We start from the raw sequence: 15,698 nt of genomic DNA, 5'->3' as shown, positions 1-15,698 counted from the left end.
CTTTTTTTGTACTATTTGCCAAAGTGCTCTGAGTATTTAGCTTGCGCAGCTTCCATCGCACCCGCCCACTCATCTAAAAATTCCTGTGCTGACGCTTTACCGCTCATAACCGATTGGATTCCGGAATCGACCGTACCATCCAGGATTGAACGATATTCCGGTAAATAGAATGGCGGCTTATAAAGAACTGTGTTCGGATCATCATACACTTCAAATGCTGTTTGAATATGCGGTGAATTTTGAATCCAGTCTTCTTTTAACACATCACTGTTCGTCGGAATCTGACCAACTTGCTCATTCCAGAAACTTTGACTAGCAGCCGAGTTCAGGAATTCTGCAAATTTCCATGCTTCATCCGGATTGTCTGTCCCTTTGAAAATTGAAATACCGATCGTATTTCCGCCTTCCGCCACATAGTTGCCGTTTTCCGATTTAGGCAGCGGGATCGCCTGGAACTGACTTTCTTCCAATGCTTCTTTGTGCTCGCCGAATGAACCGATGTTGTGCTGTACCATTGCCACTACACCTGTATCAAAACCGGCGATCATTTCTTTATAGCCGTTTGTAATATCGCTTTTCGGTGTGTAGTCTTCATATAACGATAAATATTTTTCGATAAACTCGACATTTTTCTGATCATTGATCGTAGCTTTGCCATCTTCCGTCAAATAATCTTCAAATCCGTTATACGCATACATCATACGCTGAATTTGGAATGATCCGCCTGCACCGCCACGGATTGTATAGCCATAGCGATTATTCGCTTTATCCGTCATTGCTTCTGCAGCCGCATAAAACTCATCCCAAGTCTCAGGAATTTTTACTCCTTTTTCTTCAAACCAGTCTTTACGTATCCAAAGGATATCCAGGTTTTGTGTGTAAGGAATTCCATATAGCTTTTTATCCGCTACGATATCTTTATTGAAATTCAGTGCCCCTTCATTGATCAGACCGTTCAGCTCCGAATCTGCAAAGTAATCATCCAATGGCAGTAATGCTTCACGAATCGAGAATTCAGGTAGCCAGCTCGTTTGGACCGATGCCAAGTCCGGCGTATCGTCCGCTGCAATTGCTGCATCCATTTTTGATTTTGCCGAGTCTTTCGGTAATCCGACATACTCCACATCGATCATCGGGTTTTCCTCTTCAAATTGGGAGATTAACTCCTCCCAAATAGGTGTACGCTGCGGTCCGGCATTTTCATCCCAGAACGTAATTTTTACCGGTTTTCCGTTTTCTGCCGACACCTCTTTTTTACCCGCCGACTCATCATCCCCGCAAGCGGCCAATAATAGTGCCGTTGCAATCGTACTTACTGCAATCGATTTTCTAAATTTGCTTTTGAACATCAACCTTCACCCCTTATGAATTCATGTACAATTAACCTTTTACTGCTCCACCCATACCATTGACTAAATGCTTTTGCGCATATGCAAATAAAATTACTGCCGGAATTAAGGCAATGACACTGCCTGCTGCCAACGCACCGTAGTTGACATTGAATTCGCCCATCATCGTACTCAGACCGACCGGCAAGGTGAACCGGTCCTGACGATTCGTGAGCATCAAGGCAATTAAAAACTCATTCCATGTGTAAATGAATGTGAACACCCCTGTTGCGACGATACCAGGAAGAAGCAGCGGGAACACGACATGACGGATGGACTGAAGTTTCGTACAACCATCAATCATCGCAGCTTCCTCCAACTCTTTCGGAACGTTTGCGATAAACCCGCTCATCAATATGGTCGTAAACGGAATCTCAATTGCCGTATACGTAATTATTAGAGCGAGCGGACTGCTGATCAGTCCTAAATTTTTGAAAATGATAAATAATGGAATAATCATCATTGATCTCGGAATAAATTGCGTACATAACAGCATCAGCATAAAGGCGCGTTTTCCCTTGAACTGATAACGGGCCAATGCATAGCCGGATAATGTGGAACAGATCAATACGACAATCACTGTACTGACACCGACGATCAAACTGTTTTTCATGAATGTAGCAAACCCGACATTATTCCACGCCATTACAAAGTTTTCCACTGTCGGATTAAGCGGCGCATATTCAAGCGGACGATTCATAATATCTCCCTCAGGCTTGAACGCCGTATTGATCGTCCAGTAAAGCGGGAAAAGTGTAAAACTTAACAACATTCCGAGCGGCACATAAAGTGTCAGCAATTTATCTATTTTTTTATTTTTAGAAAACATACGTTATCACTCCTTTTCATAGCGAGATAATTTCAGATAAAGCGCTGCGAAAACTAATAGAATACCAAACGAAATGACTGTAAGCGCTGAGCCATATCCAAAGTTACTGCCATGAACAGCTAATTCTGCAATATACATCGTCAATGTCGTTGTCGAATGTGCAGGCCCGCCGCCAGTTAAGTTGAAGATCAGGTCAACGTTATTAAACTCCCACACAACTCGCAGCAGTGTCGTTAAAATAATTGTGTTTTTCAACTGCGGCAACGTTACGAACAGGAATGATTTCCAGCGACTTGCACCATCTACCCGCGCTGCTTCATACAATTCTTGCGGAATACTTTGCAAACCTGCCAAAAGCGTAATCGCAAAGAATGGAATCCCTCTCCAAAGTTCGGCAATAACTACTGCACCAAATGCTGTTGATGTACTTGCCAAAAAGGCTTGCGGTGAATCGACAATGCCTAAACGCATCAGGATATCATTCAAAACACCCATATGTTCGTTGTACATTAGTGACCAGATAACAGAAGCCAGTACACCTGAAATTGCCCATGGAATGAATGCAACGGCACGTATCATTCCTCTAAATTTAAATGTTTGGTTCAGCAACAGTGCCAAAATCAAACCAAATACCAATTGAAGCCCAACTTCTGTAACAACCCACTTCAAACTGTTGAGTAAGCTTGGGAAGAACAGCTTATCACTGGTAAAAATATTCACGAAGTTATCGAGCCCTGCAAAACTATTATAGTAAGGTGCCGAAATATCGTAGTTTTGGAAGCTATAATAAAATACCATTCCAATCGGGTAGAAAAGGAAACTTACAACCATTAGTACGGCCGGCGTAATGAATAGATAAGGTACCAACTTCGCCTTATTAAATTTACGGACTTTTTCGCTTTTCTTTTTTTCCAATACTGGTTCATTTACTTCTGGGGAATAACTCATTAAATTTCCTCCCTTCTTACACATTATTCTAATTGAAAACGCTTTCCCGAAATATTCAAAATATTAAGATGTTAGATAAAAATTTTAAGAATCTTCACATTTCGATGGCATAAAAAAAACGCTGAGCAAGTTTTTCACTTACTCAGCGCTTCGATGTTTTGGCATGAAATTTTCATATTGATCATATTCATTTTCAATGGCCTCGCTCCAGTCTTCCAGGAACTGCTCAATCGTTTTCGTCCCGCTCAGCACTTCCTGGAGCCCCGGTTCAACAATCGTATACCGGATGGAGTTGTACCCAATTAAATAAAAAGGTGGCTCGTACATTTTTGTTTGCGGATTTTCATAAACAGATAGCGCTGTTTGCAAATGCGGGGAATTTTGCACCCAATCTTCCTGCAGCACTTCCTGATGTGTCGGCAATTGACCGACCCGTTTATTCCATTGGCTTTGTCCCTTTTGCGACGCGATAAAGGAAATAAAGGTCCATGCCTCTTTTGGATGTTTCGTACCTTCGAACATCACCATGTCCATCGTGTTGCCCGCCTCGACAGTGTAGTGACCATCGACTGACTTCGGCAATGGCAATGACTCGAACTGATCCGAAGACAGCACTTTTTGATGTTGCGCATAAGAGCCGATATTATGCTGGATTAATCCAACAGCTCCATGTTCAAAATCATCGAGCATTCCTTTATAGTCCTTCACAATATCATTTTGGGATGTATGCAAACCATAGAGCGACAGATATTTTTCCAGAAACTCCACATGGCGGGGATCATCAATCGTACTTTCACCATTTTCGATATATGTCGAAATCCCGGAGTATGCATACATCATCCGCTGCAGCTGCAGTGACGACCCTTCCCCGCCACGAATACTGTAACCGTACTGTTGCTGCGCCTTATCCGTAAAGGTTTCAACGGTATGAAAAAAGTCATCCCAAGTTTCAATTGTTTCCAGACCATAGTCGGCGAGCCAATCTTTGCGAACCCAAAGAACATCCATATTTCGTGTGTAAGGCAATCCATACAATTTTTGATCCTGTGTTAAATGTCGATTGTAATTGATGACAGAAGGCGCAATTTTGTCTCCTTCCGCCCAATTTTCAAAATAAGAATCGAGTGGTACCAATGCTTCTCGGTATGTATATTCCGGTAACCAGCTCGTATAAATACTTCCTACATCCGGCAATGACTGCATCGCGAGTGCCGAATTGAATTTCGCTTTCGCAATATTCTTCACAAAGCCTTTGTATTCAATATGAATATGTGGATATTCCTCTTCAAAAGCGGCAATCATTTCTTCCCAAATAGCATTTCGCAACGGACCGGCATCATCAAACCAAAAAGTTAATGTCACCTCTTTTGGCGTGGCATCCACTTTTTTTGTTTCCTCACTCGAACAACCCGACAGCAATAACAGTAAACAAACGGGGAAGACATAAAACAAATAGGTTTTTCTTAAGCTGCTCAATGTGATTCCCCCTTAACGCCAGCTAGCTTATAACATTCGTCATTTGGACGAGTAATTCATCCTTTGCCGTTTCTTTGGAACGACAATGTTCCATTATGATATTTTTACTGTTCATTATTTCAAATGCCGGCCCATCCTGTTGTTGGACCGTCACATGCTCAAACAACACATCTTCTGCATGGGAACAGAAAAAACCACGTTGTTTCATCGGTTCCAGATCCATCATCATTGCCGGCAGATCCGGTTCTGCACCTGACTTCATCGCAACACGGATATGGCTGAATGTAATATCCTCAACCGGCATTTCAGGTAAACCGTATATGAAACCCGCAGCTGCCGTTACGTTTGTGGCAGTTATATTTGAAAAATGAATATGCCTGAACCTCGGTGTCAGCGCTGTCACAGGCTGTGTACTTTTATCCGAAACATAAGGATCCAAACCTCGTGGACCGTGATAATAGTATAAGTTTAGTATAAACGGACAAATGACATTATTCATCACAATATTGCTTACACGGATATTTTCAATCGTACCGCCCCGCCCGCGCCGTGATTTAAAGCGAATGCCCCGATCTGTTCCTTCAAAAATACAGTTCGATACGACAACATTGCGGATGTCACCGCTCATCTCGCTGCCAAAGACAACCCCGCCATGACCGTGCAGCATCGTACAGTTCGTAATCGTAATATTTTCACAGGGAATTGCGCATTCCGCATCCTCTGTACCCGCCTTTATCGCAATACAGTCATCCCCGACATCTATCGAACAATCGGAAATTTTCACATTGCGGCATGATTCAGGATTAATGCCGTCCGTATTCGGGGAATTTGCCGGATTAATAATCGTTACTGCCGAAATCGTCACATTATCACAATCATTCGGATGGACGGTCCAGCTCGGAGAATCAATCATTTTCACCTGCTCGATATGCACACGCTCACAATGGTCAAAGCTCACTAAATTAGGGCGTGGATAGGCTAGAGAATCATCCTTAAACAACTTCCACCAGTAGGCACCCTGTCCATTTAATGTGCCAAAACCGGTAATTGAGATATTTTCCGCATGACAGGCATAAATACAGGACATATAAACATCACGGCTCGCCCCTTCCCAACGTGAAGAAATGACTGGATAATCCGCCCGATCATTTGAAAACAAAAGCTCGGAACCCGCATCCAAATACAGATGCATATTACTTTTCAATTCAATCGCACCGGTAACAAACACTCCGGCCGGCACATAAATCGTTCCGCCCCCGTTTTGTGAACAAGCCTCTATCGCACGCTTAACCGCCGATGTATTATTGGCCCAGCCATCACCAACCGCTCCAAACTGTTCAATATTATAAACCGCCGTACTGTGCTGCTGCATCGTATCCCATCCTTTGTATTCAAATCTTATTGTAATTAGCATATTAAATCTAACGAATTGAAGTCTAGCTGTAGATAGGAAATGCTAAAAAAAGTACAGGGAAGATAGTAAAATATTATAGGTTTTTGAATGCTTCGGTAGGACCAATTAATAATTTTGATTTTTGGAAGAATTAAATATAACTTTTATACCATCATATAATCATTCGGCAATTATATTAGTGCACAATAATATAACAGGAGGTAATAAAATGAAAAAATTCACTGTATTAATGTTTAGTTTACTTTTCATATTGAGCGCATGCGGAGATTCTAAACAGACAATTTCTCAATCGGCAGATAAAGAAAGTAAAACTGATAAAACTGAAGAAAGTGCAAATACTGAAGAAAAGGAAAACGCTAAATTAGAAATTGAAGACTCCGGATCTACTGTATGGAGCGACTCGATTGACTCGATTTGGATCAATACGGCGGCCATTTATAAAAACACAGGCGATGTGCCGGTTGATATCGGGGAAACACAAATGAACTACAAAGGAAAAGACGGAAGTATTTTAGGGACTTCAACTATGATTTATGCTGTTCCAGCAATTGTTCAGCCCGGAGAATCGGCATTTATCGTAGAAGGCACAACATTAAATGAAGAAACATCACTAGACAATTATTCTGAAACAACATTTAATTTTAATTTTGAAGCAACGGAAGAAGATTCAAACGTATTGGAAGTCAGTACAGTAAAAGGGATTTCAAGTGACTACGGATATAGTGTTACAGGTATTGTGAAAAACCCGACTGATGTTGAACAGGAAGATGTACGTCTCGCGGCCATTTTATATGATGCAAACGGTAAAATTTTAGGCGGATTATCAGGCAGTGTTGATGTTGGATTAGCTGCTGGCGGTGAAGCGGGTTTTGAACTTAGCTACCCACCGTTGCCAGATAATATCGGTTCAAAGGTAAATAAAATCGAAGTAAAAAGCTACGGCTTCACTTGGTAAACGAAGGGGTATATAGAATGAAAAAATCACTGTTTATTATAAGTACCGCGCTCTTATTTTTAACGGCTTGTGGCGCAGAAGAAGATAAGAAGCAATCGGATAATCAAAAGGAACAAAGTATCGAGGTAGACAAAGGCTTGCTTGATGTTGAATTAACATTGCCTGCAGACTTTTTTGAAGATCAAACACCAGAAGAAATCGAGGCAGCTGCTAAAGAAAAAGGTGTTAAAGAAGTTAAGGTGAATGAAGATGGTACTGTTTATTATAAAATGAGTAAATCTGCGCATAAAAAAATGATGAAGGAAATGGAACAAGGTGTCATTAGTACGGTTGATGATCTGGTCAACGGCGAGGACTATGAGTCGTTTAAAGAAATTTCGTATAACAAGGACTTTACGGAATTTGATGTGACAGTGAATGCGGATACTTTTGAGAATAGTTTCGATTCATTTGGATTATTCGGATTAGCCTATGTTTCCATGATTTACAGTGCCTTTGACGGCAAATCCGGTGATGATCTTAAAACAACCGTCAATATCATCGACGAAAAGACGGGAGAAAAAACGGATACAATTGTATTCCCTGATGATATTGAAGACGATACTGAAAATAGTGATGCAGCGACTGAAGAATAAGGTTTCGTTTTAATAAAATGTAGCTCAGTAAACGATTTATAATTAAATCTTACTGAGCCATTTTTATCACCAAGCTTAGAAACCAAGTTATTATTTCAAGATAGAATTCTCACTAAATTCTTAGCAAATTTTACTCAGATTTTCTCCTTATCTCCACGGTCAAATAATTTCTATCCAACGGCCGGTTTTAGTTCCTTCTGGAACGAACCACTAAAGTCCCCTCCACATGAATCTGCAAAAGTCCCCTCAAAAAGATCTTATATCTTTTAAATAATTTAAAAATATATATATTGTTGCGTTAACACGCAACGAGGTGGATTTTACCTTAATGGCTTTTAATAATCTTTTTCTTGCGAAAAATTATTTCCAATTACTTTGTCCCTTTTTTTATCTTTGGATGACATATATAGGGCAAGACAGTATTCAAGAATTGGAGGCTAAAGCATGGAATTATTAGTGGACGGTAGACAGTTATTTTTATCACAGGATTTGGCGATACGCATCGGAATTGAGGAAGCGCTATTCATTCAGCAGCTGTATTATCGATTAGAAACCCAAGGTGTGGAGAAAGAAGGACACATCTGGTATCGCCAAACTTATCAGGGTTGGGCTAAGCAATGCCCACAATGGAATATTAGAAAAATAAAAAGACTCGTAATGAAATTGGAACGCTATCAAATTATTATTTCTTCCAATAAATTTAACAGTTTCAAGACAGACCGTTCAAAATGGTACCGAATTGATTATAGAAAAATTGATCAGATCGTTCAGTCAGAAGTTTTTACACAGGAGGAGCTGTTCCCTGAAGAAGAAAACTTATCTGAGAAGAATGCGAAATCGTATACAGACCACAGTAATGAGATTATAACCATTATTCATTACTTAAATGAAAAAGCCAAGAAGAACTTTAACGACCGATCACATTATTCCGACCAGGGAATTTCGAAAGCTATTTAAACGATGCACTTACAAGACAGCCGGAAAATGACCTCAATTTCGAACCAGTCGTACTCGATTTTGATGAAGGTGAATGCTATTGGAAAAAGCAATAAACGTCATAATCTATTACAGGAGATAATGACGTTTATTATAATTTTATTAAGATCACTTTCGTAAAAGCGAAAGGTTATAACATTCACTCATACATATATTAATACCCTGTTTTATTTAACGATTTATTCTCTTCTCTTGATGCATGACTGGAACTATCACTTTTTTTATAAAAATGAATCCCTTCCCGCTCTTCAATCTCGACCATACCTTGATCAACCAGGTAGTCAAACTGGCCTAATGTTTCCGATAGTGTCAGCCCTAATTGCTGCTGGTAAATGCGTTCGAATAATTGAGTGGTCATTTCAAAGTTCGTTTGCGGTGTTTCAAGCAAACCGTATACTTTTAATGCACGTTGTCTTTGCTTTTCCAACCGTTCGTCAATGAGCGCTTCAATATCTGTCAGTTCTCCGCCATGACCTGTGTACACTTTTGAGATTTCCAGATTTTTAAGACGTTTAAGTGATTCATTATATTGCAGCAATGATTTAGGTCGTTCCATCGATAAATCAAGCGGTGGCTCGACTAGCGGATTCGATGATGTGCGTTCCAGCAGTAGATCGCCGCCGATGCATTCACGGGTGTTCTCTTCTACAAAAATCAGATGGCTTTGCGCATGTCCGAGTGTTTCATACACTTTCATACCCGGGTGACCCGGCACTTCATCACCCTCTTTTAAATAGCCAGTCAACGGAATCGTACCGAATAGTTCGATTTCCCCTTTAACATGTAAAATCCGGTTCACATATTTTTCCGGTACACCTTGTTCGATAAAGAGCTTTTTGAAAAATCGCTCATAATACTGCAGAAAATCCGGCTCTTTCTTCATCCAGTAATCAACATATGGATGCCCTAAAATTTCCGCCGAGGGAAATGCATCGATCCAACCGGCATGGTCCGGATGATGATGTGTCAGCACGACTTGTTCCACGTCTTTCATATCATAACCTGCAGCGCGCAATCCCCATTTGATCGCTTCATACGCTTCTTCTGTTTTCGGTCCAGCATCAAATAAAGTCAGTGCATCTCCCTTTACTAAAAAAGCATTTACATCCCCCACTGCATATGGTGTAGGTATAACAATTTTATGTACTTCCATAGTTTAATCCCCTTTGAATAGCTCGTAATGAATGACTATTCATTTATTTTAACTCTTTTTCCTTCATTCGTCACGCCAAAGGTTGACAGTTTTTCAATACAGCACTATAATTTTGGATAATTCAAAATTTACAGGCAATGAAAAAGCCAAGTAGATTATTTCAAGGTTTTAGAGAGTGCCGTCTTTGCTGAAATCGGCATAACCCGCTGAAATAATTGAACCTCCTTTTGAGCCGTTATGACAACATAACCGTACCCTTTGCGATAAAAAGGCTGAAGCTGCACACTTTATGTGTGAATAAAGGTGGTACCGCGGAAATCAAAGCATTTTCGTCCTTACTAATAGTAGGGATGGAAATGCTTTTTTACGTTCCATTTAGGAAACGGATATAAAAATCGGAGGGAAACAATATGCAAAAAATTATTTTTATCGGCGCAGGATCAATGGCAGAAGCGCTTATTCACGGTTGGATCAAAAAGAATGTTATCAAACCACATGCCCTGTTCATATCCAATCGGTCCAATAAAGAAAGACTTAAAGATTTGGTCGAAAGCTATAATGTCAACCTGTTGGAAGACCATACTCAATTGCAGGAAGCCGATCTCGTCATTTTGGCCATGAAACCGAAAGATGCCCGCGCTGCAATGGAAATTATCGCACCACATCTAGGGGCCAATACGGCTATTATATCGGTGCTCGCTGGTGTGACGATTGATACAATTGAACAATATCTCGGCAGCCGTTCGATCGCTCGTGTGATGCCAAACACTTCCGCAACGATCGGCATGTCTGCATCCGGCATTGCGTTCAATCCGCATGTTACAGACGCGCAGCGTGCACTTTATATTCAAATGCTTGAAGCGATCGGCATCGTCATTGAAGTCGAAGAAGAAAAGCTGCATGCCGTTACTGCGCTTGCCGGTAGCGGTCCTGCCTATTTATACTATTTGGTTGAAGCATTTGAACAGGCCGGTGCTGAGTTTGGGCTATCAAAGGAAGTTGTGCGAGAACTGATGGTACAGACAATCGCCGGTTCTGCGGAAATGCTGAAATCCGGAAACGTGGAGCCTTCAATATTGCGCAGAAAAGTGACGAGTCCAGGTGGAACAACAGAAGCCGGAATTAAGGCTCTTGAATCGATGTCCTTTAACGAAGCGATTGTGAGCTGTGTCCGAAGTGCAGAAAACCGCTCAAGAGAACTTGCACGCGGGGAATAAACATACTCATTGAACTTATTAGTAGGAAATAACTTTAGATACTACAGGGCTCCTGATGAACTTAATTTTCAGCAGCCCAACCTCCAAAAAAGCTTGTGTCTCAAAAAGAATCAAGCTTTTTCTCTTTGTAATCATTTACTTTTCCTGGGAAATACCATGATTACCCCACCTTGAAACTTCGATATTATAAAGATACCCAAGGTTCACATCTTAACCGCTAAAGTAAAATCACAATGTATCCTAAATTATTCTTTATCTTTCTTCTCTTTATCTTTTTCTTTCCTCTCTTTATCTTTCTCTTTTCTCTCTTTGTCTTTGTCTTTATCTTTCTCTTTTCTCTCTTTATCCTTCTCTTTTCTCTCTTTATCTTTCTCTTTTCTCTCTTTATCTTTCTCTTTTCTCTCTTTATCCTTCTCCTTTTTCTCTTTATTCTTCACTTTCATCTCTTTCATTTCTTGCTTCTTCTGCTCTTTCTCTTTCTTTTCCTGTTCTTTTAGCTGTTTGGCCAGTAGAGGAAGGGCAAATTCTTTTTGGTTAAACTCTGTAATCGATTCAGTCAAAATTTCGTTGAAAACCTTTGTGGCAGTCATTCCGCCAGTTCCTGATAAATAATGATTTTCATCTGTCTGATCATAGCCCATCCACACTGCCCCGACTATTTCCGGGGTATATCCAACGAACCAGTGATCCTTTGCACCACCGGAATTCACAAAAGGAAGCTCTGATGTGCCTGTTTTGCCGGCTACTTCCCATCCTTCGACTCGAGCATTTTTTGCCGAGCCTTCTTCGACAACACCTTTAAGCATATACGTTATTCCTTGAGCGACTAGGGGCTTCGTAACGTTCGTCTCATTATGCTCCCACTTAGCAACGATCTTACCATCTGCATCTTCAATTTTTTGTATGGCATGTGCTTCTACCATGACACCATCATTGGGAAATGTGGAAAACGCCTGAGCCATTTGTAAAGGAGATACCCCTTCATTCAAACCACCAAGTGCTAAACTTAAATTATGATCCTCTTCTTTTAGTTTAATGCCAAAACGTTCAACAGCATTTATACCGTATTTCAATCCCATTTCATTTAATAACGATACCGGTGGGATGTTGTATGAATTCACCAATGCTTCATACATTGTCACTTCTCCATGGAAACGTTTGTCGTAGTTCATTGGCTGATACCCGTCAATATTAATAGGAGAATCTTGTAACGTATCATAGATTTCGTATCCTTGCTCCAGAGCAGGAGTATATGCCGCCAATGGTTTCAGAGTTGATGCTGGTTGACGTTTTAATTGAGTAGCTCGATTAAACCCTCTAAAAGTATGATCTCCCCTTCCTCCAACAAGTGCACTGATTCCCCCGGTTGAAGGATCAATAAAGATTGCTCCACTTTGGATTAACTGATCAGATTGCTCTTCAGGAAACATTGCATTATCCTTATATACCTGTTCGACTGCATTTTGTATTGCAGGATTCAGTTCTGTATAAATATGAAAGCCGCCCGATAGAACTTCATTTTCTGTAAGCCCGTATTGTTTGATTGCTTCGTCAATAATATGGTCGACATAATAAGGATATTTCCCCTTGTATTCATCAATCCTTCTGCCCTCTACTACGATCGGTTGTGCTTTTGCTTTTTTTACTTCGCTTTGAGTAATGTACCCTTCCTTTTCCATTAATGATAGAACAAGGTCTCTCCGTTGAACTGATTTATCCATATCTTTTATAGGTGATAAAATCGAAGGCGCTTTAATCAAACCTGCAAGCATAGCCGACTCACCTAATGTTAATTTGCTGACGTCTTTGCCGAAATATGTTTGGGAAGCACGCTGCACGCCCCATGCTCCCTCACCAAAATAAATCTGATTAAGGTAGCGTTCCATAATTTCATCTTTATCGTATGTTCGTTCAATTTTTTTCGTCAAAACCAGTTCTTTTAACTTCCTCGTATAGGTACGTTCTTGTGTCAGAAAGACATTTTTAGCCAACTGCTGTGTAATCGTACTTCCTCCCGCTACAATTTCTCCGCTCATCGTGTTTTGAGTCATTGCACGTATAATTCCTATCACATTTATCCCGCTATGCTTGTAAAACTTCTGGTCTTCCGTTGCAATTACAGCATGAATAAGATGTTCCGGTATCTGTTCTATTTTGACGCCATCTATTTTGGAACCCGTCACTTTACTGGCTATCTCACCATGTTGATCAAAAATAATAGTTGGCTGCGGCGTAGGCTCTTCCAGTTTACTGACATCACTTTTCCAAATAAAAATATTGAATATGAGGAAAAAGCATAATAAAAATATGGAAGCTCCTACTATGACTTTCATGATTATTTTTTTATCTTTAACCTTACGCCATATCCGCCCAGTTAATTTTTGCTGCTGTCTTCTTTCCACTCTTTTCACGTTTTGTTCCACCTTTTGTCTTACGATTCAGTTTCTGCATAAAGGTTATTGTTAGTTAGGAAATATGCATAGTCAATAGGTTTTTGGCAAACCGCTACTTTATTCTCTACTAAAACCCATGCATTCATATCATATCTCCTATATAATGGGGCTCCACAATAATAAAAGGGCGCTAATTCTTATTTAAGAATCACGCCCCTTTATTAAAATGCTTATAAAAATAAGCAACCATCAAGTTCCTAAATCAACCTTTTTTCGTTTTGGGGCAATTCTACCGATTATATACCCCATAATGATTCCCATTAAAAACATGAACAGCCTTTCCCCTGAAAAGTCATCCGTAAAATATGTAGATAGGTATTTTTTAACTTCTGATGATAAAGGTTCACTTACAGAAGAACATGTTGCTGATTTATATCAGGTTCTCCATGCAGTACGTTTTATAGCTAAGGATATCAATGACCTTACTGGATATGATATGCAAGCTTTATATAAAGCGATGAACGATGAAGAACATGAAATCGTTCAACGCATTAAGTATCGTCTCTCTATAGAATATTAATGAAAAACGCTCAGATTTCTGAGCGTTTTACTTTATCTATATAATAAGTTTGGAAATTAAATATTATTAATTAAAAGTTTTCAAGAAATCCTTAATTACCGGATTATATGGTGGACTGATTACGGGTAAATTTGTTAAATCGAAAAATCGTATATCAGTTGCTTCTGATTCATCGAATTTAATCGAACAAAGCTATCAATAGTGTTAAATATAACAAAATTCCCCTCCTTGTTATGCGAATAAACTTTTAGTGTTTATTCCAGAATCACTCCGTATACTACCATAAAAAACCAATTCATTGAATACTGCTTTTCACTTGAAGTATGCTCTATATGCATTGATGAACGCTTCAGGTGAAGTTTTCACGATATACGTATAGACCCCTTGAAGCGTATGTAAATACAGAATCCCCCCTTGATTGGCAATTTTCCGGTAAGAAAAATCCATCACAATCTTAATCGGAAATTCTCGATTCTGCGTAATCACTTTGTCATTGTATAAGTAAATGATTCGGTCATGCTCTATTTCAAACTGTTCAGTACCTGTAACAGTTCTTTCTACTTTAAAATAAGGATGCTGCGCGATCAAATTCATGTAAACCTCCTGATATAAAGACTTAGGAGTATATTAACACAATCTGATTATTTATTTGGTGAAACGGAAACACGCTCTTAATCAGCCCTATTTTTACGATGTAACTCTGAAAGATCCTTAAAATAATATAATGAATAGTCATCACTAATATCGACTTCGTAAAAGTAAACGTTTTCCGTAACGGTATCTTTCACTTTTATTTCAAACAACCCCATTCCTCTTTGGTAATTATTTTCCACTAAAATGATATTTTCCCGATCAATCCCATAGTTCGTTTCCATATAGTCTTGCACATAATTGAATACAACCGCGCTTCGAGATTTACTATTAAAATAATTGAAAGCAACAAAAACCACTACTATACAAAATAATAGGTTAAAGAGAATTATTTTTTTCAAATGCCTTCCCTCCAAAGTCTAGAAATACAATTTATAAAATATAAGTGAAAAGAAAAAATAGTAAAGCCATGATTGGAAGGATAATAATTGTGATTAAGGCTTTCTTTTTAGTATTTTGAATGGCACGTTCAGTTATTTCAGGTTCTTCTTTGTATATTCCTCTTCGTCCCCATAACAAGCTTTCTTTAGGGTTTACATAAGTCCAAATGGTCACCCCGTAAAGTAAAGCCCATGACAATATAATAAGTACCACTTTTCATCACCGTCCCAACTTGTATAATTAATAACTAATATACGATTGAAATTATCATTAGTTTCAAAATTTTTACAATACCTCAGGAATAATCTCTCTAATTCATCAAAAAAACACTCAGTTAAAAAATAACTGAGTGCTTCAGCATGTGATTAATTTATTTTTCCCCTTAAGTGAATCGGAATCTTTACAATAATCCATTCTTTATCCGCTTCACAATACTGAACGTCGTATAAAGCGAGATCGGACCTAATACTGCGGCAATGATCAGCCACATCGTTAAGCCATCTGTCGCCTTCAGCATTTCCAAGTTTGTTCGTATGTACACAACGACCCCAAATAACAGAATATAGCTCATGACATTTGGAAAAATAACTAGCAATCGTAATACTTTCGGTGAAATTGTCGGTTGCTGCATCATTCATCCCCCTTTTCTCCATTATAGCGGAATATTTCTGCAATTGAACAA

16 protein-coding genes and 1 other annotated feature are annotated in these 15,698 nt (G+C 39.4%); of the genes, 5 read left to right on the top strand and 11 right to left on the bottom strand.

The features are described from left to right. Positions 1-11: 11 nt before the first annotated feature. The 5 genes from MKX73_RS15010 to MKX73_RS14990 all read right to left on the bottom strand — a co-directional run bounded on the left by MKX73_RS15010 (position 12) and on the right by MKX73_RS14990 (position 6,013). A complete protein-coding gene (locus tag MKX73_RS15010) occupies positions 12-1,349 on the bottom strand; it encodes a sugar ABC transporter substrate-binding protein (RefSeq protein ID WP_340718146.1) in 1,338 nt (445 codons plus the stop codon). Positions 1,350-1,380: 31 nt separating this feature from the next. Continuing rightward, a complete protein-coding gene (locus tag MKX73_RS15005; protein ID WP_079526475.1) occupies positions 1,381-2,217 on the bottom strand; it encodes a carbohydrate ABC transporter permease in 837 nt (278 codons plus the stop codon). Between the two features lie 6 nt (positions 2,218-2,223). After that, the gene (locus MKX73_RS15000; RefSeq protein WP_340718145.1) at positions 2,224-3,165 is read right to left on the bottom strand and encodes a carbohydrate ABC transporter permease; all 942 of its coding nucleotides are present in this window, start codon (positions 3,163-3,165) and stop codon (positions 2,224-2,226) included. 138 nt (positions 3,166-3,303) lie between these two features. Continuing rightward, on the bottom strand, positions 3,304-4,641 hold the full coding sequence (locus tag MKX73_RS14995) for an ABC transporter substrate-binding protein (RefSeq protein ID WP_340718144.1): 1,338 nt from the start codon (positions 4,639-4,641) through the stop codon (positions 3,304-3,306). A 22-nt stretch (positions 4,642-4,663) separates the two neighbouring features. Next, positions 4,664-6,013, bottom strand: a complete 1,350-nt coding sequence (locus MKX73_RS14990; protein ID WP_340718143.1) for a glycoside hydrolase family 28 protein — start codon at positions 6,011-6,013, stop codon at positions 4,664-4,666. Between the two features lie 250 nt (positions 6,014-6,263). Here MKX73_RS14990 and MKX73_RS14985 point away from each other — a divergent pair, with 250 nt between their 5' ends. The 3 genes from MKX73_RS14985 (at position 6,264) to MKX73_RS14975 (ending at position 8,602) form a co-directional block, all read left to right on the top strand. Then, entirely contained in the window at positions 6,264-7,010 is a 747-nt protein-coding gene (locus tag MKX73_RS14985) for an FxLYD domain-containing protein (RefSeq protein ID WP_340718142.1), read from the top strand. A gap of 17 nt (positions 7,011-7,027) precedes the next feature. Next, positions 7,028-7,645, top strand: a complete 618-nt coding sequence (locus MKX73_RS14980) for a hypothetical protein (protein WP_340718141.1) — start codon at positions 7,028-7,030, stop codon at positions 7,643-7,645. A 444-nt stretch (positions 7,646-8,089) separates the two neighbouring features. Continuing rightward, on the top strand, positions 8,090-8,602 hold the full coding sequence (locus MKX73_RS14975) for a hypothetical protein (RefSeq protein WP_340718140.1): 513 nt from the start codon (positions 8,090-8,092) through the stop codon (positions 8,600-8,602). Positions 8,603-8,795: 193 nt separating this feature from the next. On the opposite strand, the gene MKX73_RS14970 is transcribed toward MKX73_RS14975, so the two are convergent. After that, a complete protein-coding gene (locus MKX73_RS14970; RefSeq protein WP_340718139.1) occupies positions 8,796-9,794 on the bottom strand; it encodes an MBL fold metallo-hydrolase in 999 nt (332 codons plus the stop codon). Positions 9,795-9,922: 128 nt separating this feature from the next. Continuing rightward, positions 9,923-10,134: a binding site (T-box leader), on the top strand. A gap of 70 nt (positions 10,135-10,204) precedes the next feature. Here MKX73_RS14970 and proC point away from each other — a divergent pair. Then, positions 10,205-11,011 (top strand): pyrroline-5-carboxylate reductase, encoded by an 807-nt coding sequence (gene proC / locus MKX73_RS14965; protein WP_340718138.1) that lies wholly within the window; start codon positions 10,205-10,207, stop codon positions 11,009-11,011. A 245-nt stretch (positions 11,012-11,256) separates the two neighbouring features. Here the strand turns inward: proC and MKX73_RS14960 are convergent, their stop codons facing one another. Further along, entirely contained in the window at positions 11,257-13,422 is a 2,166-nt protein-coding gene (locus MKX73_RS14960) for a transglycosylase domain-containing protein (RefSeq protein WP_340718137.1), read from the bottom strand. Positions 13,423-13,714: 292 nt separating this feature from the next. Between MKX73_RS14960 and MKX73_RS14955 the strand changes: the two genes are divergently transcribed. Continuing rightward, entirely contained in the window at positions 13,715-13,984 is a 270-nt protein-coding gene (locus MKX73_RS14955; protein ID WP_340718136.1) for a hypothetical protein, read from the top strand. A gap of 312 nt (positions 13,985-14,296) precedes the next feature. Here the strand turns inward: MKX73_RS14955 and MKX73_RS14950 are convergent, their stop codons facing one another. The 4 genes from MKX73_RS14950 to MKX73_RS14935 form a co-directional block, all read right to left on the bottom strand. Then, a complete protein-coding gene (locus tag MKX73_RS14950; protein ID WP_340718135.1) occupies positions 14,297-14,578 on the bottom strand; it encodes a hypothetical protein in 282 nt (93 codons plus the stop codon). A gap of 77 nt (positions 14,579-14,655) precedes the next feature. Then, a complete protein-coding gene (locus MKX73_RS14945; RefSeq protein ID WP_340718134.1) occupies positions 14,656-14,976 on the bottom strand; it encodes a histidine kinase in 321 nt (106 codons plus the stop codon). 31 nt (positions 14,977-15,007) lie between these two features. After that, a complete protein-coding gene (locus MKX73_RS14940) occupies positions 15,008-15,214 on the bottom strand; it encodes a hypothetical protein (protein WP_340718133.1) in 207 nt (68 codons plus the stop codon). Positions 15,215-15,416: 202 nt separating this feature from the next. Next, entirely contained in the window at positions 15,417-15,650 is a 234-nt protein-coding gene (locus MKX73_RS14935) for an acyl-phosphate glycerol 3-phosphate acyltransferase (RefSeq protein ID WP_340718132.1), read from the bottom strand. Positions 15,651-15,698 lie beyond the last annotated feature (48 nt).

It is taken from the genome of Solibacillus sp. FSL W7-1436, from assembly GCF_038007305.1.
GTDB lineage: Bacteria > Bacillota > Bacilli > Bacillales_A > Planococcaceae > Solibacillus.
The sequence above is the reverse complement of the archived record's forward strand: the minus strand, read 5'-3'. Positions and strand labels throughout refer to the sequence as shown.